We start from the raw sequence: 22,623 nt of genomic DNA on the forward strand, positions 1-22,623 counted from the left end.
AAAAACAACAATATTTGACGCTAGAAATGCAAGCTTGGCAATAGAAATAAAAAATATCTTCGCTTTACCATTCAAGCTTGGCTCGACTGCTGTTAAAATGCCCATCCGATAAAGCCACCCTGCCTGCGAAGGCTAATTGAGGACTTCTCGTGAGCGAACAAAAATCGTCGTTAAGTTATAAAGATGCTGGTGTTGATATTGACGCTGGTAATGCCCTGGTAGAACGTATTAAGCATGTGACACGCCGCACACACCGCCCTGAAGTGATGGGAAGCATTGGCGGCTTTGGCGCTCTTTGTGAGCTACCGACAGGCTACAAGCAGCCCGTGTTGGTTTCGGGTACCGACGGTGTAGGCACCAAGTTACGCCTCGCCATCGACTTGAAGCAACACGACACCGTTGGTATTGACCTGGTTGCTATGTGTGTCAACGACTTGATCGTGCAAGGCGGTGAACCCCTATTTTTCCTTGACTACTATGCCACCGGCAAACTCAATGTGGACGTTGCCGCCGCTGTTGTAAGCGGTATTGGCGAAGGCTGTGTGCAAGCAGGTTGCGCTCTGATAGGTGGTGAAACGGCTGAAATGCCGGGCATGTACGAAGGCGACGACTACGACCTTGCCGGTTTCTGTGTAGGTGTGGTTGAAAAAAGCGAAATTATTGACGGCAGTAAAGTGGCCGCTGGCGACGCCTTAATTGCCGTTGCCTCGAGTGGTCCCCACTCGAACGGTTACTCGCTGATTCGTAAGGTAATTGAAGTTAGCAATGCCGATGTTAATGCCGATTTAAATGGCAAGCCTTTGTGGCAACACCTTATGGCACCCACCCGAATTTATGTAAAGCCAGTGCTTGAATTGATTAAGCAACTGCCTGTCCATGCTATTTCTCATATTACCGGCGGTGGCTTCCAAGAAAACATTCCACGTGTATTACCAGAAGGGACAAAAGCGGTTGTAGATCGCAGCAGCTGGACGTGGCCAGATGTCTTTAGCTGGCTACAGGAAAACGGCAACATCGCACGCGACGAAATGTTCCGTACCTTTAACTGTGGTGTTGGTTTGGCTATTGCTGTGCCTGCAGACCAGGCTGAAGCTGCAGTGGCTTTCTTAAATGATGCCGGCGAGCAAGCCTGGATTTTAGGCCATATCGCCGAAAAAGCCGACCATGAAGAGTCAGTGGAATTCGTTTAATGAAACGTATTGTTATTCTTATTTCTGGTTCGGGCAGTAATATGGTCAACATTGCTGAGCAATGCGCGAATCAGCGCATTGCCGGTCTGGTTGTTGCTGTGATTGCGAATAAGGCAGGTGCAGCGGGCATAAAAAAAGCAGAAGCTCTCGGCATTGACACTGCGGTGCTTTCCCACCGCGACTTTGAAAGCCGTGAAAGCTATGACCAAGCCTTAGCAGCCTTGGTTGAAGAGTATCAACCCGATGTGGTCGTACTGGCTGGCTTTATGCGTATTCTTACGGCTGACTTTGTCCAGCAGTTCCAAGGTCGGCTGTTGAACATCCACCCGTCGCTACTGCCTAAATACAAAGGGTTAAATACGCATGCCCGCGCCCTTGAAAATGGCGACACGGAGCACGGTGTTAGTGTTCACTTTGTCACCGAGGAGCTAGACGGCGGGCCCGTTGTATTGCAAGCGAAGGTCCCTATTTTCCCTGGCGACACGGAAGAAGAGCTTCAGCAACGGGTGCATGAACAGGAATACCGTATTTACCCCTTGGTGGTGCATTGGCTCTGTACCGACCGACTTCGACTAACAGCACAGGGCGCAGAGCTAGACGGGCAACTGCTCGGCGCTTCAGGCTACGCCGCCGAAGACGACTAACCTTGCCAATTGAGTGCGCGAAGCACCAGTTTCGCCTGCTCTTTCCCTTCTTTTAACTGTTGCATTTGGACCAATGTAAAGTGGTGCAAAGGCGAAAACCAAAAATAGGTTTCTCTGCGGTTGGTTTCACGCACACGCATTACTTTTACCGTGTCCATCAAACCGAATGGCACTTCCAAGGTTTCTTTGCCCACCACTCGAAATGTATATTCTGTGAGCCGCCCGCTTTCATCGATCAATGGGTATGTCCATTCATTCAACCCGCTCAGCGGCCGCAATGCCACGTCTATCTGCAATTGGTGCAACACCGCATTGGCATCGAGTAAGCCCGCTTGCCAAGGTGCGCTAATAGGCTCTCCTGCAAGCTGTTGTAAGCTTTCATTGTGATAGTCAAACTGAATAGCTAAAGACTTATTCGAGCCTGTTCCGGTACGCTGGTAATGAAACTCCAAGGGTTTCACCTGGGTACCTTCTAGAATAAATTCCGTTATGTGCTCACGTCTATCACTCAAAAACAGCATGGCTGCGTCTGTATAGGTGTCGTACACCCACACTCCATTTTCTTCTTTGCGCAAGGCTCGCCCTGCTTCACCCCGCTTGGTGCCACGCCGCGTTAACTCATACATGGCTTCATACGCCTGCGTCAGACGCTCGGCACGGGCCACTTGTTCCGTGTCTGGTGCGGTAGCTAGTGGGCTTGCCATGACTTGGGCCCCCATAAATAAAACCATTGGTATTACAATGGCCTTGTACCAAAACTGCGCCATAAGATGTCCTTTTCGTGTGCGCTTCTCGAGCGCTTAGTGTGCTAAAAGCTTGCCACAGCTTAGCAAAGAAATATAGACAGGAAACGACAGCCTAAGTTCCTACAAACACTTGCAAAGGAATTGTAATTGTTCTAACGTGCACCTGACTGGTCAGACCTCGAAATTAGGAGAATACCAATGAGTGTCACTTTCTGGTGTATTGCCACTTTTATTGTATTAAGTGGATTAATTTATCACCGAGCTTCATTAATAACCTTTACCATCGGAACCCTAGTAATGCTAATTATTGGGTCGTCCGTTGGTCTATTCCAATGGGTGCCTTGGGCAATTGCAGGTGTTGTTTTATTGCCTTTGCTGATAACCCCTTTTCGCCGTTCACTTATCACCAACCCAATTCTTAAGACATTTCGCAAAATCATGCCGGAAATGTCGGAAACCGAAAGTGATGCCCTCGAAGCGGGTACCGTTTGGTGGGAAGGTGACGTGTTTCGCGGTAACCCTGACTGGAAAAAATTACACGAAATTCCAGCCCCTGGTTTAACCGCTGAAGAACAAGCGTTTTTAGACGGCCCCTGTGAAGAAGTTTGCAAAATGACCAGCGACTGGGAAGCAACCCACGAGCTTGCAGACTTACCTGAACATGTTTGGCAGTACTTAAAAGACAACAAGTTCTTCGCCATGATCATTAAAAAAGAATATGGCGGCCTAGAGTTTTCTGCTTATGCACAATCCCGTGTACTGCAAAAAATTGCGGGGCATTCCACTATTTTGGCCACAACCGTCGGTGTACCTAACTCCCTGGGTCCAGGTGAGTTATTGCAAATGTACGGCACGGACGAGCAAAAGAACCATTACTTGCCACGCCTAGCCAAGGGCTTAGAAATTCCGTGTTTCGCCTTAACCAGCCCAGAAGCTGGCTCTGACGCAGGCTCTATTCCTGACACAGGTATTGTTTGTAAGGGCGAGTGGGAAGGCAAAGAAATTGTCGGTATTAAACTAAACTTCAGCAAACGTTACATTACCTTAGCACCTGTTGCTACGGTCATTGGTTTAGCCTTTAAAATGTATGACCCTGAAGGCTTATTAGGTGACAAAGAAGACATTGGCATTACCTCTGCCCTGTTGCCACGAGATATTCCTGGTATGGACATTGGCCGCCACCATTTACCGCTCAACGTGCCCTTTAATAACGGCCCTATTTTCGGTAAAGACGTGTTTATTCCTCTCGACTTTATTATTGGTGGCCCTGCCATGGCAGGGAAAGGCTGGCGCATGCTGGTAGAATGCCTGTCGGTAGGCCGTGCTATTACTCTGCCTTCAACCAGTGCTGGCGGCGCCAAGTCACTTGCCCTAGTAACAGGTGCTTACTCACGCATTCGTCGCCAGTTCAAAACGCCTATCGGTAAAATGGAAGGGGTTGAAGAAGCTCTTGGCCGCATGGGTGGTAACGCCTACCTCATGGACGCTGTCACTAAAATGTCAACCACAGGGATTGATATTGGTGAAAAGCCTTCGGTTATTTCGGCCATTGCTAAATACCATATGACTGAGCGTCTGCGCACATGCATGAATGACGCCATGGATATTCACGGCGGTAAAGGTATTTGCTTAGGACCAAATAACTACTTAGGGCGCGGCTACCAAGGCGTACCTGTCGCAATTACGGTAGAAGGAGCGAACATTCTTACCCGTAACCTGATGATTTACGGCCAAGGTGCCATTCGCTGTCATCCGTATGTATTGGAAGAAATGCAGTCAGCTCATTCAAGTAACCAGAAAGAAGGCTTAGCTCGCTTCGATAAAGCCTTGTTTGGCCATATTGGTTTTGCCATGAGCAACTTCTTCCGTTCCGTTTGGTTAGGTTTAGGTGGCTATCGTTTTGTTAGCGCTCCTGTGTCGGGCGAAACCGCTAAGTACTACAAACAAATGACCCGTTTTAGTAGCAACCTCGCCCTGCTTTCCGACGTGGCTATGGGGCTTTATGGCGGTGACTTAAAGCGTAAAGAGCGCGTTTCTGCTCGCTTAGGCGACATGCTCAGCTACTTGTATATTGGTTCAGCCGTGCTGAAACGCTATGAAGACGAGGGGCGCCCAAAAGGCGACTTGCCTTTCGTTCATTGGGCCATGCAAGACACCCTATACCGTTTACAAGAAAGCCAGCGTGCTTTATTCGAAAACTTTGCTCCTGTGGGCGGTTTAATGAAGCTGATCATGTATCCGTTTGGGCGCTTTGTAAAAGCTCCTTCTGATATGCTTGAACATAAAATTTCACGCATTTTAATGGAGCCGAACGAAACCCGTTCACGTTTAGGTGCAGGTCAATGTTTGTCAAAAGACAGTGCCTTTGGCTACGTGGAAAGTGTACTTGCTGATATTATTGCCTGTGAACCACTGCACGCTAAAATTGTGAAGGCAGCCGGCGAACGCTTGCCATTTGTCTTCTTAGACAAGCTAGCGGCTAAAGGCAAAGAACTAGGCGTGCTCAGCAATGAAGAAGTAGAACTGCTTGAACGCGCTGAACAAGGTCGTATTAAAGTGATTAGTGTAGACAACTTTGATATTGACTACATTAAAGCCGGTGTTAACGGTAAAGACATCGCCGCTTAACCACTAGCTAGGCAAGAAAAAAAACCGCTCACCTGCTAAGCACGTGAGCGGTTTTTTATATTAAAGCGTTGCTTTTACTGAGAACCTGCAGCCCGCTCTCGGCGTGACCGTTCTGAAAGTTCACTTAAGCCCTGGGCCCACGTTTGCACCCACTCGGGCAACTCTGGCGCTTCCATATGACCATTGCCGGTCGCGTCTAATAGCTCTTGTGGCTTCATACCTCCGGTTTTTTTATTCCAGAACATGCCACGAATAACCACAATGGCAGCGACCCTGTCGTGTTTGTCGAGTATTTTGTGTTCTAGGTACGCCCATTTCTGATCCCAGCCCAATAAACGCGACTCCACATAAAAACGGTCAAACGCTTTTAATTGCCGAATAAAGCGCGCGGTCACGTCGCCAATGACTGGAATGCATTTTTGCGCACGAGCCACCTGAAAGCAGCCAGTGCGAATAAACCAGTCCATGCGTCCTAAATCTGCAAAGGTTAAATAACGACCGTTATTTACATGCATATTCAAGTCTAAGTCGTGCGGCAACGCCCGTGACTGAACCCGTAATGTGTCGAGAGGATTACAACGGGGCGTGCGCGACCGTTTGAGCAAAATCCAAATTAAGCGTCCTAGTAAACTCATTTAATTAAACCTATTTCCCGTAAGCGTTCCATTAAGTAGTCATTTGCAGTAATGGGTTCGTCTTTCTTCGGATTCTCCGGCGTAACACAGCTGTCTAAAGCGTCGATCATCACCTCGGAGTTAAAGTGCAAGAAAAACGGAATAGAATAACGGCTTTTGCTGCTATAAGGGGCGGGCGGGTTCACCACTCGGTGCGTGGTCGAAGGCAACACACCATTGGTCAGACGCTGCAGCATATCGCCCACGTTACACACAATAGCCCCTTCTAAAATGGTCACTGGAATCCAAGCGCCTGACTTTGACAGCACTTCAAGCCCTGGCTCGCGCGAACCAATTAATAAGGTAATCACGTTAATGTCTTCGTGAGCTGCCGCTCGCACTGACGGCGTGCCTTCATCAATAATGGGTGGGTAGTGCAGCGGACGAAGAATGGAGTTCCCCATATTAGTGCGAGTTTTGAAGTAGTCTCGCGGCTGCTTTAAGTAGACTGCAATACCTTCTAGCACCCGGCTACCTAGAGCATCAAGCGCCTTAAACAGACTTAACATTTGATTTTTAAACTCAGGCAGCTCTTCAGGCCACACATTCGGTAGTAACGCTGGATCCGTTTGTGGACCTTCAAGCTCACGGCCAACATGCCAAAACTCTTTTAAGTCAACATGTTCTGCATCTTTAGCTATTTCTGTCCCAAAAGGGGTATAGCCACGCGCACCACCGCCCCCTTCTTGATGGTATTTTTTCTTCACATCTTCCGGCAAATCAAACAATCGTGCGGTAATGTCGAGCGCACGATGAATGTCATCTGCAGGAATACCATGGTTGGTTAAGGCGACAAAACCATTCCCTTCATAGCCTTCACCAAGGGTTTGTACAAAAGACGCAAAGTCTTTTTCATATAAAGCCACATCTACGTGAGGAATTGAACTCATTGCTACTACCTTTCAAGTCATAAGTTAACCAAACGATCCTATACCGCAGATACGTAAGGTACAAGCGCATCCTACGCTAAGAGTGGAAAACTCAGCTCTATTTTCGGTGTTCACTGCATTAAAGCATCTGCCCTACATTTACAATTTGTTACAAGATCAGGCAGAAAAAACACAATACTAACAACCAACCCCTTCCTTTTGCTGCGCGTTTTGCCTACATTACCTACTGCGGTAGACAAGATGTAACCGCATTCCAAGACAACCATAACAAATGCAACAGCCATTCTTTAAAGGGAAGGATAGAGTATGAAACCTACTAAGAAGAGCTCGCATAAGCTCAGTCTGGTGGCTACTGTTGTTGCGTCGGCATTATCGCTCGGCGTTTCAGCAAGTACACTGACACCAGTACAAACTGAGCTTGCAGCCTCCATGGTCGAGCGTGCAAACGCTGACGAAAAAGTAAAACGGCAACTCGCCCAACAAGAATTTCCAACCTACTATATTGTTGAGCTGCAGGACGCCCCCGTTGCAACCTATAAAGGGGGTATTGAAAACTTACCCGCCACTCACCGTAGTGCTACAGGCACAGAATTACTCGACGTAAATTCAGCTGAAGTGCAGTCTTACGCCGCCTATCTAGAAGCCCGTCAGAATGAACTTGTCAGTGTTCTTTCTGAGAAGTTTCCTCAAATTAACGTTGAGCGTAACTTAAGCTTATTGATGAACGGCCTTATTGTTTCACTTCCAGGCCAAGTTGACGTAAAAAGTCAGCTAAGTGCCATCCCAGGTGTGAAGCGCGTATATGAACATGAAATGTTCTATGCAAACACAGACGTCTCTCTCGACCTCATTAACGCACCAGATGTATGGGAAGCCATCAATGAGGGCGTTGCCGGCCAAGAACGGGCCGGTGAAGGTGTAAAAGTAGCCATTATCGACGGTGGTATTCGCGCTGAACACGCTATGTTCCAAAGTAATGGACATGTTCGTCCGGAAGGTCTACCAAACGACGACTACTGTTCAACTATTGAACCTACTTTCTGTAACGACAAGCTTGTGCTTGCCCGTTATTACACCCCAACCTTTGCGGTACACCCGGATGAGTACTTAAGCCCACTCGACCTAGGTGGCCACGGTACGCACGTTGCGGGTACTGCCGTTGGTAATCCAGTAGCAACCAACTACCAAGGCGTAGATGTGAATATCTCAGGTGTGGCACCGGGTGCTACGCTGATGGTGTACAAGGCTCTCTTTAGAACGCCTACCAGTCCAGGTGGTGGTTCTAACATTATGCTAGTTTCAGCACTGGAAGATGCAGTAGCTGACGGCGCCCAAGTGATCAACAACTCTTGGGGTGGTGGTGGTGGTGCAGACCCTGCAAATAGCGCCTACACGCCTATTTTTGAAGCTGCTGAAGAAGCCGGTGTGCTTATGGTTACCGCAGCCGGTAACGACGGTCCTGGCGACACGTCCATTGGTTGCCCTGCCTGTGCCGAATCTGGTTTAGCGGTAGCCAATACACAAACGGGTCGTTTCTTTGCCGACTTTACCACCACAGCACCCGGCTTAGATGGCGCACCATCTATCATGGGCTCAGGTGATTTCGACTGGCCAACAGACCCTGAAGTTGAAGAAAACGCGCCACGCATTGCTATTACTGCAGAAATTAATTTTGCCGGTGCTGTTGACGCTGAAAACGTAGAAGGTTGTAATGCTTTCGCAGAAGGTGCATTTGAAGGGCAAATCGCACTCATTTCACGTGGTACCTGTGCTTTTACCGACAAAGCCAATAATGCAGAAGCAGCAGGTGCCGTAGCTATGGTGCTATATGACAATGCTGAAACAGGCGTTATCAGTATGTCCATGCCAGGTGCAGCCCTGCCTTCTGTTGCTATTTCGAAAGCAGATGGCGAGGCCATTGTTGCCGCCTGGCAAGAAGGTGACACAGCCACTATATCGCCTGATCCAATGAGCTTCGTTGACGAAGGCTCTGTTGACATTATGGCTGCCACTAGTTCGCGTGGACCAAATGGCGACGCTAGCTTCCTGAAACCAGACTTAGCAGCACCGGGCACTAACATCTTATCTGCTTATGTTCCGCAAGGTGAGCAAGATGGTTTCGGCGCTATCTCGGGTACTAGTATGGCAAGCCCACACGTTGCAGGTGCTGCCGCGCTGGTTCGTCAGTTTATGCCGAACCTAGATGCTAAGCAGTTAAAGTCTGTTCTTATGAGCTCGACAGACTCAGGCGTTAAGATGCAAGACGCAGAAACTGCAGCAGGTCCTTTCGACCGTGGTGCAGGCCGCTTGAATGTTGCCAACGCAATTAACACGGCAATCACCTTCGACTCGCCTTCATTTGCTTCAGTAAGCTGTGTGATTAGCTGTGAGTTCGAACGCACAGTAACCAACTTGCTTGACACGGAAGGCACTTGGAACGGCACCGTTAGCTTCTCATCTGAAGGCGTTTACGGCACATTAAGTGAACCAACGCTAACACTCGACGCTGAAGGTGAAGCAAGCTTCACGCTAGCTGTTGATGTTAACTACGCGGAGCCAGGCTGGGTATTTGGTGAAGTACTCTGGCAAGACGCATCGGGTCAGTTCGCTGACGCGCGCATGCCTATTGCTCTTGTTGCCCAGCACACAGCTGACGCACAAGTACTTTCAACCACCGTTGAAGATAACGCGAACCTAACCACGGCTGCCCCGGCAACCGTCCGTTCACGCTTAGGTAGTAGCGACGATCAGTACCCTGTAAGTTTCACGATGCTGGTACCGGAAGGCACTGCTCTTGACTCAAGCTCTATCACTGTTGACGCTCGTCACTCAAGTGAAGTTGGCTTCAGTGTTGCGCAAGACGGCCGTTCCATGACTTGGGCGGGCGTAGTCAATGACTTGCCTAGCAATATTACCTTGGCGAACAACCCGTTCCCATATGCAGGTTTGTCTCTCACAGACTTACCAGTTGAGAACTTTGCTCTACCATGTGATACCGGCTGTGATGAAGTAACCTATAGCCTACCAATAGGCGCTTTAGGTGGTTTCACTTACGACGGTACTCCAGTCGAAAGTCTCTACTTCAGTGAAAACGGGATGACCACGGCTGACCAACCATTTGGTTTCTCATTCATAAACCAGCCAATGCCACACCCTGCTAACCCGAACGCAGTAATAGCACCATTCTGGTCTGACTTTGCAGTTGGTGGTGGCGATGGTGGTACCGTGTTGTACAACCTACTCAATGACAATATAGACGACTGGCTTGTTATTGAGTGGAATGACGTTGCGCAATGGGGTGACACCTCTGGTAAGCGTTACAGCTTCGCAGTTTGGTTTGCTTTAGGTAGCGACCGTGTGTACTTCAACTACATCGACATGCCTGCTGACTTAGGCTTTGGGAGTGTTGGTTTTGAAGACGTAGCGGGTGAAGCAGGCTTTACAGCTTACTATGACGGTGAAGGCCAAGCGCCAATGTCAGGTGACGCACTGCAAGTGATGTTCGACCGTGGTGAAAAAGGGTACGTTGAGTTCTCATACGATGTAACCCCTGAAACCATTGGCCAGGCCAGTGACGTAACGGCCACTGTGGTTGAAAATGAAACGGTTGAAATTGACTTCGCTGAAAGCTTTGAGCTGGGTGTGAAAACCCTGTCTCAAGTTCGCTTAACAGGCGATGAAAGCGTGCGTGAAGCCGTGCAACCTATGACCTTTAAAGCAGAAGGTGAAGGTACGGTTGAAATCGTGACCCAGCCTGAGAATGGTACTGTTGTTTCGGCGCAAGCTGAAGAAGAACCAGCACCAGGTGAAGGTGAAGAAGGCCCAGCCGCTGAAGAAGAAGCACCTGAAGAAGCGCCAGGTCCGTTTGCATTCGTGTACACGCCTGAAGCCGACTTTGTGGGCGAAGACAGCTTCACATACCGCATTGTCGACGCCAATGGTGCAACCACGTCAACAGGTACTGTCACAGTAACCGTTGAGTCGAGTAACGTAGCTCCAGTAGCAAGCGCAACAGGCGGTGGTACTGTGAACGCAGGTGACACGGTTCAATTAAGCGCAGCGGGTAGCTCCGACGAAAACGGAGACGAGCTCAGCTTCACTTGGACCCAAACCGGCGGTACGTCTGTGACCTTAACAGGTGCCGACACAGCCACAGCTTCGTTTGAAGCGCCAGCGCTGAAAACAGAAGGCACGCTCACCTTTACAGTAACGGTTTCTGACGGTGAACTCACCGACACAGCCACTGTAAGCGTGAAAGTGAACCCTGTGAAGAGCGACAAAAAGTGGTACGAAGGTAGCTTCGGAATTTTCGCAGCTTTACTTGCATTACCATTGGCAATTATTCGTCGCCGTCGTAAGCTAACAGCTTAATTCGGCTCGAATTGTCATATAACCAAGGGGCCTTACGGGGCCCCTTTTCATTGCAATAAAAGGACATTCATTATGAAAAAAACACGACGTTTTGTTACCGCTTGTGTGCTGAGCCCGTTTGTTTTTCTTGCTGCTTGCTCTCAAGAGGCTCCCCAACCCAAACAAGAAACGCCAAACTTGTCCGTTATCGACACGCCTGTGTTCGCTCCCGTGCAACCGGCTGCTGAAGGGCTAGAAGACATGCTCGCAGAAATTCGCGCCACCGCCGGTATTGCTAGAGCACAAAACCCTGCCAGCTGTAAGCTTGCAGAAGTAGGCGTAAAGCCTTGTGGTGGGCCTGAGCGCTACATTGTGTATTCAACAGAAACCGCCGATGAGAGCAAGTTACTCGAACTGATTGAACATTATAATGCGGCTAGCCAAGCTTATAATGAAAAGCATCAGCTTGTTTCTGACTGCAGCATTCAACCACGCCCACGTGTTATTTTGAACCAAGGCCTTTGCGTTCCTCAAGCCACCCAAACCCATTAGAGCAGCTACCCATGAAAGACTTTATAGGTATATACGACAACGCCCTTTCCCCCGAGTTTTGCGAGGGCCTCATACAGCGTTTTAATGCTAGCCCTCATCGGCAACCGGGTCGAACGGGTCACGGTGTTGACCCGGCAAAAAAACGCAGTGAAGACCTGTATCTCGAGCATTACCCTGAGTATCAGGCAGACCTCGAAGTCATTCGGAATGCCACCCGCACCCATGTGCTTGAGTACTTTAAAACCTATCACTTTGGCTTAATTGCGCCGGTTGCTTTAAAGGTAAAACACCCACAAACAGGCAAGGGGGTCGACTTAACCCATGAAAACTTTGCAGAGCTTGGCACTGGTAATGAAGAGGGGTATATGCGTTTGCTGTACCGACTAGGCCCCATTCAAGCACAAAAGTACCTCGCCGAAAAAGGCAACTATAACTACTGGCACTGCGAAGTGTACCCGCAAAAAGGCTCAGTAGAAGCCTTGCATCGTACCCTTTTATTTATGTTCTATTTAAACGACGTAGAAGAAGGAGGTACCACCGACTTCTACTACCAAGACAAGCAAATTAAGCCTAAGCAAGGGCGTATGGTGATTGCTCCGGCTTACTTTACTCATACTCACAGGGGCACTACACCGGTCAGTAACGACAAATACATCCTGACCAGTTGGGTGCTTATGAATACGGGCGAGTCTCTATTTGGAGGTTGACGCTGCTATATAAATAAACAATGAAAATTATGTTAAACTTAACTTATTGTTAACAGGCAACAGGAACGCGGCAGGTGTCGAAAAGTAAAGCCAAGAAACAAAAAAACACAGGGTTACCAAGCTCCGTGCGGACCTTTACTTGGTCTCTGGCCGCAAGCTTTATCATTGCTCTCGGCTTGCCTTTACTCTTTGACGTTTATCTAAGCCTGACTCCTCAGTTGGAGCCTCACCTAGAGCGTGAGAGCACAGTAATCGCCCTGTACACTGCTCGCAGCATTGCCCTTGCGGTATTTGTTATGGGCAGTTTATTAGCTTACAGGCGCTGGCGTGAAGAACAAAAACTGAAAGTTATCCAGCAAAAAGTACGAGCTTTTCGCAAGCGAAAGCAACAAGAAAAGCAAGAGTCCAACACGTTAAGCTAACTTGACGGGCTTTTGCAGTAGCCCCAACACTCCACCCGCTAACACCCCATAAAAATGAGCTGAAACAGCTAACGCATCTACCTCCGAACCGCCTAAAGAAACAGCCCCAACAAACATATCGTAGGCCACCTTTGCGCATACACCGATGAGTAATAACCAACCAAACGCAGCTTTTTGCCGCACATCTTGCACCGCTCCCCAAGCGAAAAGGCCATAGATAGTGCCGGAAAATCCAACGTAATAGGCTACCTGGGAGTCAAATAAATACATGCCCAGGTTACTCATCATAGCGACACCAAGAATAGCGAATACATACCGCTTGCCTTGGGCGTATTCAGCAAACAGTAACCAGAGCAAAAAAACACCCGCCACATTCATCACAAAGTGGCCAAGCCCCCAGTGCACCCACTGGCCTGTTAGTAAGCGCCATACTTGTCCTTGTCCAATAAGGTCTCGCTCGTAGGTCAACAACAGCTTGACTGGCTCAGGCAATATAAACACCAGCAGCAACAAAAGTACCACCGCTACGGGTGGTACTGTGTATTGCTTTGCCACTGGCACGCTTTTTAAAAAGTCCGGCACCTGTTACTCACTTCTTGGGTGTAAATAATTCCACCATTCTGGCTGGCCTTTTAAGTGCTTGTCAAAAAACGCCATGTAGGTATCCCACCAGCGGAAACGCGCGTCGCGGGGAATAATATGGTGGTCTGCGCCTTTAAACTCGACCAGCTCAACTTCCTTGCCAAGAATTTTTAATGCCGTGTACATATGGTGGCTTTCACCTGGCGGCACATTCGTGTCCGCATCGCCATGAATCAGAAGCATAGGGGCTGTCACTTTATCCGCATGGAATACTGGGCTGTGCTCCGTATACAGTTCAGGGTTATTCCAAGGGAATGAGCCTTTACTTGCTTCGCCTGAATACAAGAAGCCCCACCAACCTTCCCCCCAGTACGAGGTGATATTACTTATACCTGCATGGGACATAGACGCACTAAAAATGTCTGTTTTCGTGGCTAACAGCATGGTCATGAAACCACCATAGGAAGCACCTAAGTGCCCTACCCGGTCTGCGTCAACGAAGGAGTGGGCGGCTAAAAACTGCTTAGTACCATCAATAATGTCTTCCGCCGTATAGTCGCCCCACGCATTCACATGGCGAGCTGAAAATTCTTGGCCAAAACCTGTAGCTCCGGAAGGCTGAATAACATACACCACATACCCTTGCGCCGCCCACTGGTTAAACGGGTAGCGTCCGGTAAACGCCCGCTGCACCGGTGAAGTACCGCCATAGTAATAAACTAAAGCTGGGTAGCTGGCTTCCGGGTTAAAATTAGGCGGCAAGTGCACACGGCCGTATATGGTGTCACCCGCTTTGTTCTTAAAGTTCCACTCACGAATGTCGTGAATTTTATAGTCTTGATACTGGCTAGCACTGTCCCACAATACAGTCGGCTCGCTTGCTGTTACCGGCATATAAGCCATGCGGCTTGGTGCCGTCGCTCCCGTGCCGGCAAAATACACCCGGGGCTCTGCTTGGTCACTCACGCTAAAACTTGAAATAACATCCAAGCCCGTGGCCAGTTTTTGAAAGGTGCCTTGTTCAACCTCATAAGTATACAGCTGCGTGGTGTCGCGTTCAGTGACTGAAAGCAACACATTGCCATTTGCTAGGGCTTCTATACCACCAATGGCAGGGTCAAAGTCTAAACTCAACGCAGTAACCTGGCCATTACGCTGCAACTGGTATAGCTGTCCGTCATAGTTATTGGCTAACCAGCCTTCAGGTAAATTGCGCCCCGCTCCGTTTCCAAACTCAGGGCCTGCCACCACATAAATAGCGTCCCCCACATAGGTCACAGCACCTAATGTACGGTGCTCACCCAACTCCAGCAACTCTCCGGTTTCTAAGTTGAGCTCTTGCAGCTTTGTTAAGCTATGAGCTGGCTCTGCATAGTCTAGCAAGCGCTGGCTCAGTAACACCTGTTTACCGTTAGCATGCACACTGCGTAAGCTCACACTAGAGCTACCTTGAGTTAATTGCTGCAACACCTGCGTGCGCGTATTCAATGCATACACTTGGCTGTTGTCGCGGAAATAACTCCAACGGTCTTCTAAGGCCCGGTAATGCTTGATCATGTCACCGTCTTGCTCACCTTTTTTTGTCCAGTTGAACAACAAGGTGGTGTCGTCGGCCCAAAGCAGGTTACCTACGCCTGGCAATTCAGCGGTCAGGGTGGTGAGTTCTAAGCTTGCTACATCAAGCAGTTTAATGTGGCTGCCTTGCACAAAGGCAAGCTTTTCACTGCTGCCATGCCAAGCGAAACGGCGACTGTCACCACCTTCCCAACGGTAAACAGTACGGTTTGCCGCCACATCAAACAGCTGTAAGTCCACTTGCGCTTTATTGCCTGTAGCCGGCGTGTAGTGTGCTTTTCGCCACACGAGATACTGGCCATTCGGTGATGCTTCTACCAAAGTCGTGGTTTCCGTATCAAACACTTTTTCTTGGCTTAAGCGCAAGCTATCAGGCCGCTGTGTGTCAATTTGGTCATGCTCGGCTTTGCCTTCCCACTGCAAAGTTAGGTCATCCCAGCGCTTAGCTCCTTCCACTAACACAAGTACTTGGTGGTCGCCCGTGCGCAGCGCTAATTCAGCGGTTGTTCCTTTCGCTTCAATGCGCTCGCCATTTACATAAAAGGTTACCTGTTCTGCACCTTCCACGCTTAAACTTCCTTGGGTAAAACGCTGGGTTGCTATAGGCAACTGCAATACAGGCACGCTTTGTACTTCACCTGACTCATCTGCCAGTTTGCTCCCCGTGGGCAATTGATACATCCACTGCTGCACCAGTGAGTCACGAAGAGCATGGGTCTGAGCACTATCGGCAAGGGCCACACCCGCCAAGTTGGTGTGCACCTTTTGCACCCATACGTGGTCACGCTCCACAGCCGCAGCAGAAAAAGCAAACCATAAACTTGCCGCCAAGGCAGAGCGTTTTAAAAATGATTTTTTTGTTTTTATCATAACCGAAACCTATTTCAATATCGTTGACAGCATCATACCGTAAAGGGACACAATTTGGGTATGCCACTGGTCTTTCAAAGGCTCCCTCTGAACGTAAGCCTTTGGTAAGTCCCGTCACTTAAAACAGAAGCATGTTATACTTCTGCATTCTTTGAACGCTTTACTTTGGAGTTTTCCGATGCAGGTTAAAACTTATGCGCGACGCTCGCTTGGCGCACTCGCCGCCAGCTTACTTGCTACCTTTAGCATCACCAGCCAAGCCATCACGTTGACACAGCCAAGTTATACCCATGTGTCTGCAGCTTATACCAACAGTAACAACAATACCCGTGGCCTCTTTATCGACGTAGAATACGAACTGCAACATAAATTTTATGTCACGGGTACGTTTCAAAACAGCAAATACACGACGCAAGGGCACACCTCTCGTGAATCTATTATCGACTTAGGCTTAGGTAAATATTTCACCATAGCAGACGGGCTCACCCTCGACGCCTCGGCTTCCCTGGGACGCTACACGCCCAGCAGCAGCTTATTCGACAGCGGCAACAACTTTTATACCCTGAATACAGGCTTTAGAAACCGCTTTGAAGCCTTTGAAACGCGTCTGGGCTATCGCCATATTAAGTTTTCAGGGCAACAAGCAGACCAAGGCATTGTCGCCTCCGCTTGGTATTACCCCACCCCCCAAATGTCCATTGGCATTACCTTTAACGACGTCTACTCCAAGTCCACGTGGGGCTTTGGCGCACGCATTCTGTTCTAACAGGCTACTTTTTAACCAACTCGCTCTACCCCTAGCGCACTGTTCAATGTATTCTTAATCGGTTATGTTAACTATTCATGTATAAGAACACGTGCGCTAACCACGGGGAACAACAATGAGCACTGATAATAATGTTACAGGGAGTAACCAGAACACACGTTTAAATCGCATTTTAAACAAAGTGGAAAAAGCTGGTAACAAACTTCCAGATCCTGCCGTCATGTTCGCAGGCCTGATACTGATTATTTGGGGGCTAAGCTATGCCCTCTCCTTTTACACGTTTAAGTCACCGCTACCGGGCTCTACGGAACCCGTGCAAGTGGTGAACTTACTCGCACCCGATCGTCTCGCCGAATTCCTTTCAACCATGGTCACCACCTTTACCGGCTTTGCGCCTTTAGGCGTGGTGCTTGTGGCTATGCTAGGTGTGGGAGTGGCCGAGCGCAGTGGTTTTATTAATGTCGCCATTAAGCTGATGATCGACTCCACAGCGAAAAAGCTGCTCACACCTGTACTCATTTTGGTCGCCATTATCAGCCACACGGCTGTTGATGCAGGGTACGTATTGGTTATTCCACTCGGTGGTATGATCTTCTACGCTGCTGGGCGTCACCCTCTAGCCGGTATAGCCGCTGCCTTTGCGGGGGTGTCCGGTGGCTTTAGCGCCAACTTTATCCCGAGCGCTATCGACCCCATGATTATGTCGTTTACCCAGGTTGCTGCGGAAATGATGGATGAAAGCATTCAGCTCAACCCGCTCAACAACTGGTTCTTTACCGCTGCGTCCTCATTCTTAGTGGTTGCAGTCGGTTGGTGGTTAACCGACAAGGTCATCGAGCCACGCTTGCAAAATACCGCCATCGACGGTGACACAGACGATATTCCTGAAATTGCAGAAGTTAGCAAACAAGACCGCAAAGCGTTCCGCGCAGCCGTATTAACTATGCTTGCCGGTATTGTCTTGCTTGTGGCTATTAGTATACCAGAAGGCTCTGCCCTGCGTGATGCGGACGGTGAGTTGGCGTCATTTACAGCCCCTCTCATGCAGTCTATTGTGCCCCTCATTTTCCTCTTTTTCTGGATACCCGGCATAGTGCATGGCTATGTGGCAGGTGTTTTTAAAGAAACCCGCGACGTCATTGCAGCCATGACCAAAGCTATGGAAGGGATGGCCTACTACGTCGTCATGGCCTTTTTCTGTGCGCTCTTTATTAAGGCCTTTGGCGACTCTAAAATTGGTATTATTATGTCCATTAATGGTGCCAACTTCCTTAAAGCCTTGGCTTTACCTGGTAGTGTCACCTTGGTGGGTATTATCTTTTTGGTTGCCTTTATTAACTTGTTTGTGGGCTCTGCTTCCGCCAAGTGGGCGCTGATTGCACCTATCTTTGTCCCTATGCTCATGCAACTCGGTTACTCACCTGACTTAACCCAGGCCGCTTACCGAGTAGGTGACTCAGCCAGTAACATTATTACCCCGCTGCTGCCCTACTTCCCGTTAGTCGTGGTTTACTGTCAGCGCTACGTAAAAGGCACCGGCATTGGCACCTTGGTGTCCATTATGCTGCCTTACTCTATTGCGCTTCTGGTAACTTGGTCCGCCTTCCTTATTTTGTACTGGACTGTGGGCTCGCTGATTGGCTTACCATTAGGTATTCAAGCCAACTATTTATACCCAATGGCGGGTTAACCCAACACCAAAGCCCTCTCAACAAAAAGGAGTCCCTTAGCGGCTCCTTTTTTTTATGCTAAGTGCTACTATGAGTACTTCCATGTTTTAGTAAGAGACTCCTATGGCACAGATACCCGCATTTTTAGATATGTACCGCGCACTCGTGGCCACCCCCTCCGTGTCCTGTTTAAATCCTGAATGGGATATTTCCAATAAGGCCGTTATTGACCAGCTCGCTGTATGGCTGACTGACTTTGGCTTTCAAGTCAGCATTCAAGAGCTTGAAGCGCAGCCGGGTAAGTACAACTTACTAGCACGCATTGGCCCTAAACACCTGTCCGGTGGTTTATTGCTGTCGGGCCATACAGACACAGTTCCTTGGGACGAGGGGCGCTGGAGCAAGAACCCTTTTGAATTAACCGAAGCCGACAACAAACTCTATGGTTTAGGCAGCGCCGATATGAAGGGTTTCTTTGCTTTTGTGCTGGAAGCTTTGCGTGACATGGACCTAACGCAGCTAAGTAAGCCCCTGTATATTTTAGCCACGGCTGACGAAGAAACCACCATGTCAGGAGCCCGTGAGTTACATCGTTTTGCCAATTTAAAGCCGGAATTTGCCATTATTGGCGAACCCACCAGCATGATGCCCGTGCGCATGCACAAGGGCCACATTACCGACAGCATTCGGGTGACCGGCCGCAGTGGCCATAGCTCCAACCCAGACGCTGGCTTAAATGCTATTGAAGTGATGCACAAAGTCACCCACGAGCTGCTACAACTACAACAGCACCTACGCGACAACTACCATGAGCCCGCGCTAGAAGTGCCTTACCCCACGCTAAACCTGGGGTATATTCAAGGGGGCGACGCTGCCAACCGAATTTGTGCCTGCTGTGAACTGCACATGGATATGCGTCCTTTACCAGGCATGGGCATCGACTACTTAGACAATTTACTGGTCAAGCAGCTCAGTGAACTAACCAAGCAATACCCAGGCGCCATTGATATTACCCCCATGCATCCACCAATTCCTGGCTATAGCTGCCCAGCCGACGCCAGCTTGGTAAAACTTGCTGAAGAGATTAGTGGGCACCCTGCTGCCCCGGCCAATTACTGCACAGAGGCACCTTTTATTAACGACCTCGGCTGTGAAACCATTGTGATGGGGCCAGGCTCTATTGCACAAGCCCACCAGCCCGATGAGTTTATTCGACTGGATGAAATTAAGCCTTCCTTAGACAAGTTGCAGCAAATGATTCAGCGACTGTGCTTTAACCAAGCCCAGGAGGTTTCATGACAGTTCGTGAAGAAGTCCTTATTTGTGGTGTTGACGAAGCCGGTCGTGGTCCCATTGCAGGCCCTGTGGTTGCCGCAGCGGTCATTTTAAACCCCGCGTCCCCTATAGAAGGACTGAACGACTCTAAGAAACTTAGTGAGAAAAAACGCCTCGCCCTGAGCGAAGACATTAAAACCAATGCTTTAGCCTGGGCTATTGCCCAATGCGACGCCGACGAAATTGACCAGTTAAATATTCTGCAAGCGTCCTTAGTGGCCATGAAACGAGCAGTACATGCTCTTAGCCCGCAAGCAGAGCGCGCGTTGATTGACGGCAACCATGTACCTAAAGGTTTAACCATACCTGCGCACGCAATTGTTGGCGGTGACGCCAGCGAGCCGGCGATTGCCGCCGCCTCGATTTTAGCGAAAGTAGAACGCGACCGACAAATGCTGGAGTGGCATGAAAAGTACCCCCAGTATAACTTCAAACAACATAAGGCTTACCCTACCAAGCAGCATTTAGAGCTTATTCAGGAGCATGGTATTTGCCCTATTCACCGAAAAAGCTTTGCTCCCGTTAAACGACAGCTAGAACGAGATCACGGAGAAATAAAAGCATGAGTATGTTACAAGGAAAAACCGTCTGGTTAACGGGGGCTTCGTCAGGCATTGGCTTAGCTCTCGCTGAGGCCCTGGCCGCTAAGGGCGCACGCCTTATATTAACAGCGCGCTCAAAAGACACCCTCAATGCATTGGCCGCGCGCTTACCTGGTGAACACCAAGTTGTTCCCATGGACTTAATGCAGCCTGAGTCCGCCTTAGCGCAAGCACAGCAGCTTGCTGCCAGCCAGCCTATCCATTACCTCATTAACAATGCGGGCGTGTCACAGCGAAGCTTAGCGCTCGAAACCAATTTCCAGGTATACCGCGACCTAATGGAAATAAACTATTTTAGCGTTGTGGCGCTCACCAAGGGTGTGTTGCCACACATGGTACAACAAGGCCATGGCCATATTGTCACGGTTTCGTCTGTTGCAGGTAAGGTAGGTACAAAATTACGCAGCGGTTATGCAGGTGCTAAGTTTGGTGTTATTGGCTTTATGGACTCGCTCCGAGCAGAAGTAGCCGACAAAAACATTCGCTGCACCACTATCTGCCCGGGCTTTATTCACACGCAAGTGGCCCACAACGCACTGGGTGCCGACGGCAATAAGCGCAATCAAGCAGACCCTGACAACGCTGGGGGCATTTCTGCTGAACAATGTGCCAAGGAAATTATAATAGCCATTGAGAAAAACAAAGCGGAAGCCGTGATAGGTTCAGGGGTTAGTAAGTTGGCGCCGTTACTTCAACGCTTCTTCCCTGGTTTGGTGCGCCGCATGGTGGCTAAGCGGTAGGTCAGGCAATGCCTGACGGAGAAGGCAATGCCTGACTTTCGTAAAATTACACTGCCTGTATGGACAGTAATATCGTCCATACAGGCCCGCCTTATTAGCGCATCACGGTCAACATTTGCATTGGTGACTCTAAGAACTGCTGCCAACGTTTGTTGAAGTTAGCAATGGTGGCGCCGTCAATAATGCGGTGATCACCGGACCAACTCGCTGTCATTATTTCACGAGCCACCACAGAGCCGTCGTCCGCAAAACGAGGTAACTTTTGCACCTTGCCTAAGGCTACAATGGCTGCTTCTGGCTTGTTAATAATAGGTGTGGTTACTGTTCCACCCACAACGCCAATATTCGAGATGGTAATAGTACCGCCCTTCATATCAGCAGGCGCTACCTTGCCTTCTCGCGCACTTGCGGTGAGTCGGTTCACTTCTTCTGCCACTTCGAGTAACGACTTGGTTTGCACCGACTTAATATTCGGCACCATTAAACCAACCTTCGTTGCTACAGCCATACCAATATTGTGGTCGTCGAAATAAGTAATTTCCGTTGCGTCACTATTTAGCTGTGCATTCATAATAGGGAATTCGCTCAGCGCCAGTGACATGGCTTTAATAAAGAAAGGCATCAAAGTGAGTCGAATACCTTGTTCTGCATACTGGGCTTTTAGCTGCGCATGCAAGGCGCGCAACTCGGTTAAGTCAAACTCTTCCGCATAAGTGAAGTGAGGAATCGTCTGCACCGACTCGGTCATTAAGCGGGCCATGGCAGCGCGCACGCCTCGCATAGGCTCTGTGCGCGTACCGCCTGATGAAACAGCCGCGGTTGCTTTAGAAGACACAGGCGTCGCTTGCGCCGCTGTTTGCGGCTGTGACTGAGCCTGAGCCAAGTCTTCTTTTAAAATACGCCCTTTTTTCCCCGAGCCTTTTACCTGGGTCAGGTCAATGTCTTGCTCCCGAGCTAAGCGGCGTACTGCTGGGCTGGCCAATACTTTGCCAGGTGCAGCTGCTTGCGGTGCTTCAAACGCGCCACCCGCTGCGCGGGTCGTAGGTGCCGCTGGGGTGGTTGCAGAGGCTTGTTCTGTCGCTACCGGAGCCGCAGGTTCGCCCGTGCCAGACAATGCAAAGAGGGGCTCTCCCACTTTCGCAATATCTCCTTTCTTGTAATACAGGGTGCTAACAACTCCATCGGACTTAGCTGGTATTTCTACTACCGCTTTGTCCGTCATCACTTCAACGACCACTTGGTCTTCAACCACCTGCTCGCCTTCAGCTACACGCCACTCAACAATTTCGCACTCAACAATACCTTCACCAATGTCTGGCAAAATAAAGTCGTTACCGGGTGCTGCTGCAACCACAGCTTTGCTTTCTGCTTCGGTGGCCGAGTCTGATACCTCAGGCTCGCTCGCGGCTGGTGCAGCGGGTGCGGAAGCGCCCTCACTGTTAATGGCAAACAGTGGCTCGCCTACTTTGGCGATATCGCCCTTGCTGTAATACAGCTTCGCTACAGTGCCGTCGAATTTAGCAGGTATTTCTACCACGGCTTTATCGGTCATTACTTCAACAACCACTTGGTCTTCCTGAATGGCGTCGCCTTCTTTCACTAACCATTCAACAATTTCGCATTCCACAATGCCTTCGCCAATATCTGGCAGAATAAAGTCTGTGCTCATGGGTGCTCCTG

The 22,623-nt window shown here is 49.4% G+C and carries 18 protein-coding genes; 12 read left to right on the forward strand and 6 right to left on the reverse strand.

Annotation, left to right across the window (positions count from 1 at the left end):
• The first annotated feature begins 149 nt into the window (after positions 1 to 149).
• Together purM and purN are read left to right on the forward strand one after the other, a co-directional pair.
• Entirely contained in the window at positions 150 to 1,190 is a 1,041-nt protein-coding gene (purM, locus tag CWE15_RS06785; protein ID WP_126757338.1) for a phosphoribosylformylglycinamidine cyclo-ligase, read from the forward strand.
• On the forward strand, positions 1,190 to 1,834 hold the full coding sequence (purN, locus tag CWE15_RS06790; protein WP_126757339.1) for a phosphoribosylglycinamide formyltransferase: 645 nt from the start codon (positions 1,190 to 1,192) through the stop codon (positions 1,832 to 1,834). Before purM ends, purN begins: the two co-directional genes overlap by 1 nt.
• Here the strand turns inward: purN and CWE15_RS06795 are convergent.
• Positions 1,831 to 2,601, reverse strand: a complete 771-nt coding sequence (locus CWE15_RS06795; RefSeq protein WP_126757340.1) for a DUF3108 domain-containing protein — start codon at positions 2,599 to 2,601, stop codon at positions 1,831 to 1,833. The two genes, purN and CWE15_RS06795, sit on opposite strands and share 4 nt — an antisense overlap.
• 177 nt (positions 2,602 to 2,778) lie before the next feature.
• Between CWE15_RS06795 and fadE the strand changes: the two genes are divergently transcribed.
• Positions 2,779 to 5,208, forward strand: coding sequence for an acyl-CoA dehydrogenase FadE (fadE, locus tag CWE15_RS06800; RefSeq protein ID WP_126757341.1), 2,430 nt, complete (start codon positions 2,779 to 2,781; stop codon positions 5,206 to 5,208).
• A 74-nt stretch (positions 5,209 to 5,282) separates the two neighbouring features.
• On the opposite strand, the gene CWE15_RS06805 is transcribed toward fadE, so the two are convergent.
• The gene (locus CWE15_RS06805) at positions 5,283 to 5,843 is read right to left on the reverse strand and encodes a thioesterase family protein (protein ID WP_126757342.1); all 561 of its coding nucleotides are present in this window, start codon (positions 5,841 to 5,843) and stop codon (positions 5,283 to 5,285) included.
• Positions 5,840 to 6,772 (reverse strand): isopenicillin N synthase family dioxygenase, encoded by a 933-nt coding sequence (locus CWE15_RS06810; RefSeq protein ID WP_126757343.1) that lies wholly within the window; start codon positions 6,770 to 6,772, stop codon positions 5,840 to 5,842. The genes CWE15_RS06805 and CWE15_RS06810 overlap by 4 nt, the downstream gene beginning before the upstream one ends.
• 306 nt (positions 6,773 to 7,078) lie before the next feature.
• Here CWE15_RS06810 and CWE15_RS12120 point away from each other — a divergent pair, with 306 nt between their 5' ends.
• The 4 genes from CWE15_RS12120 to CWE15_RS06830 all read left to right on the forward strand — a co-directional run bounded on the left by CWE15_RS12120 (position 7,079) and on the right by CWE15_RS06830 (position 12,803).
• Entirely contained in the window at positions 7,079 to 11,143 is a 4,065-nt protein-coding gene (locus tag CWE15_RS12120; RefSeq protein ID WP_126757344.1) for a S8 family serine peptidase, read from the forward strand.
• A gap of 72 nt (positions 11,144 to 11,215) precedes the next feature.
• A complete protein-coding gene (locus tag CWE15_RS06820; protein WP_126757345.1) occupies positions 11,216 to 11,674 on the forward strand; it encodes a hypothetical protein in 459 nt (152 codons plus the stop codon).
• A gap of 11 nt (positions 11,675 to 11,685) precedes the next feature.
• Positions 11,686 to 12,381, forward strand: a complete 696-nt coding sequence (locus tag CWE15_RS06825; protein WP_126757346.1) for a 2OG-Fe(II) oxygenase — start codon at positions 11,686 to 11,688, stop codon at positions 12,379 to 12,381.
• Between the two features lie 74 nt (positions 12,382 to 12,455).
• Complete coding sequence (locus CWE15_RS06830; protein ID WP_126757347.1) at positions 12,456 to 12,803, forward strand: hypothetical protein; 348 nt, start codon at positions 12,456 to 12,458, stop codon at positions 12,801 to 12,803.
• Here the strand turns inward: CWE15_RS06830 and rrtA are convergent.
• Complete coding sequence (gene rrtA / locus CWE15_RS06835; protein WP_157980728.1) at positions 12,795 to 13,358, reverse strand: rhombosortase; 564 nt, start codon at positions 13,356 to 13,358, stop codon at positions 12,795 to 12,797. The genes CWE15_RS06830 and rrtA overlap by 9 nt on opposite strands.
• A 30-nt stretch (positions 13,359 to 13,388) precedes the next feature.
• Positions 13,389 to 15,830 (reverse strand): alpha/beta hydrolase family protein, encoded by a 2,442-nt coding sequence (locus tag CWE15_RS06840; protein WP_126757349.1) that lies wholly within the window; start codon positions 15,828 to 15,830, stop codon positions 13,389 to 13,391.
• Between the two features lie 178 nt (positions 15,831 to 16,008).
• On the opposite strand from CWE15_RS06840, the gene CWE15_RS06845 reads away from it, so the two are divergent.
• From CWE15_RS06845 to CWE15_RS06865, 5 genes are all read left to right on the forward strand, one after another.
• Positions 16,009 to 16,596 (forward strand): hypothetical protein, encoded by a 588-nt coding sequence (locus tag CWE15_RS06845; protein ID WP_126757350.1) that lies wholly within the window; start codon positions 16,009 to 16,011, stop codon positions 16,594 to 16,596.
• Between the two features lie 115 nt (positions 16,597 to 16,711).
• Positions 16,712 to 18,286: an AbgT family transporter gene (locus tag CWE15_RS06850; RefSeq protein WP_126757351.1), complete on the forward strand. Its 1,575-nt coding sequence runs from the start codon at positions 16,712 to 16,714 to the stop codon at positions 18,284 to 18,286.
• 103 nt (positions 18,287 to 18,389) lie between these two features.
• Complete coding sequence (gene argE / locus CWE15_RS06855; protein WP_126757352.1) at positions 18,390 to 19,565, forward strand: acetylornithine deacetylase; 1,176 nt, start codon at positions 18,390 to 18,392, stop codon at positions 19,563 to 19,565.
• Positions 19,562 to 20,167: a ribonuclease HII gene (gene rnhB, locus CWE15_RS06860; protein ID WP_126757353.1), complete on the forward strand. Its 606-nt coding sequence runs from the start codon at positions 19,562 to 19,564 to the stop codon at positions 20,165 to 20,167. Before argE ends, rnhB begins: the two co-directional genes overlap by 4 nt.
• Positions 20,164 to 20,943: an SDR family oxidoreductase gene (locus tag CWE15_RS06865; RefSeq protein WP_126757354.1), complete on the forward strand. Its 780-nt coding sequence runs from the start codon at positions 20,164 to 20,166 to the stop codon at positions 20,941 to 20,943. The genes rnhB and CWE15_RS06865 overlap by 4 nt, the downstream gene beginning before the upstream one ends.
• Positions 20,944 to 21,037: 94 nt before the next feature.
• Here CWE15_RS06865 and CWE15_RS06870 read toward each other — a convergent pair whose 3' ends face one another.
• Positions 21,038 to 22,612, reverse strand: a complete 1,575-nt coding sequence (locus CWE15_RS06870; RefSeq protein ID WP_126757355.1) for a dihydrolipoyllysine-residue acetyltransferase — start codon at positions 22,610 to 22,612, stop codon at positions 21,038 to 21,040.
• Positions 22,613 to 22,623: the final 11 nt, after the last annotated feature.

This window comes from Aliidiomarina taiwanensis (assembly GCF_003987015.1).
GTDB classification, from domain to species: domain Bacteria; phylum Pseudomonadota; class Gammaproteobacteria; order Enterobacterales; family Alteromonadaceae; genus Aliidiomarina; species Aliidiomarina taiwanensis.

Coding starts and splice junctions, on each gene's coding strand:
- CWE15_RS06825 (WP_126757346.1), top strand. CDS start 11,686: ATGAAAGACTTTATAGGTATATACGACAACGCCCTTTCCCCCGAGTTT.
- CWE15_RS12120 (WP_126757344.1), top strand. CDS start 7,079: ATGAAACCTACTAAGAAGAGCTCGCATAAGCTCAGTCTGGTGGCTACT.
- argE (WP_126757352.1), top strand. CDS start 18,390: ATGGCACAGATACCCGCATTTTTAGATATGTACCGCGCACTCGTGGCC.
- CWE15_RS06805 (WP_126757342.1), bottom strand. CDS start 5,843: ATGAGTTTACTAGGACGCTTAATTTGGATTTTGCTCAAACGGTCGCGC.
- CWE15_RS06865 (WP_126757354.1), top strand. CDS start 20,164: ATGAGTATGTTACAAGGAAAAACCGTCTGGTTAACGGGGGCTTCGTCA.
- CWE15_RS06870 (WP_126757355.1), bottom strand. CDS start 22,612: ATGAGCACAGACTTTATTCTGCCAGATATTGGCGAAGGCATTGTGGAA.
- fadE (WP_126757341.1), top strand. CDS start 2,779: ATGAGTGTCACTTTCTGGTGTATTGCCACTTTTATTGTATTAAGTGGA.
- CWE15_RS06850 (WP_126757351.1), top strand. CDS start 16,712: ATGAGCACTGATAATAATGTTACAGGGAGTAACCAGAACACACGTTTA.
- CWE15_RS06820 (WP_126757345.1), top strand. CDS start 11,216: ATGAAAAAAACACGACGTTTTGTTACCGCTTGTGTGCTGAGCCCGTTT.
- CWE15_RS06810 (WP_126757343.1), bottom strand. CDS start 6,772: ATGAGTTCAATTCCTCACGTAGATGTGGCTTTATATGAAAAAGACTTT.
- rnhB (WP_126757353.1), top strand. CDS start 19,562: ATGACAGTTCGTGAAGAAGTCCTTATTTGTGGTGTTGACGAAGCCGGT.
- CWE15_RS06845 (WP_126757350.1), top strand. CDS start 16,009: ATGCAGGTTAAAACTTATGCGCGACGCTCGCTTGGCGCACTCGCCGCC.
- CWE15_RS06840 (WP_126757349.1), bottom strand. CDS start 15,830: ATGATAAAAACAAAAAAATCATTTTTAAAACGCTCTGCCTTGGCGGCA.
- purN (WP_126757339.1), top strand. CDS start 1,190: ATGAAACGTATTGTTATTCTTATTTCTGGTTCGGGCAGTAATATGGTC.
- CWE15_RS06795 (WP_126757340.1), bottom strand. CDS start 2,601: ATGGCGCAGTTTTGGTACAAGGCCATTGTAATACCAATGGTTTTATTT.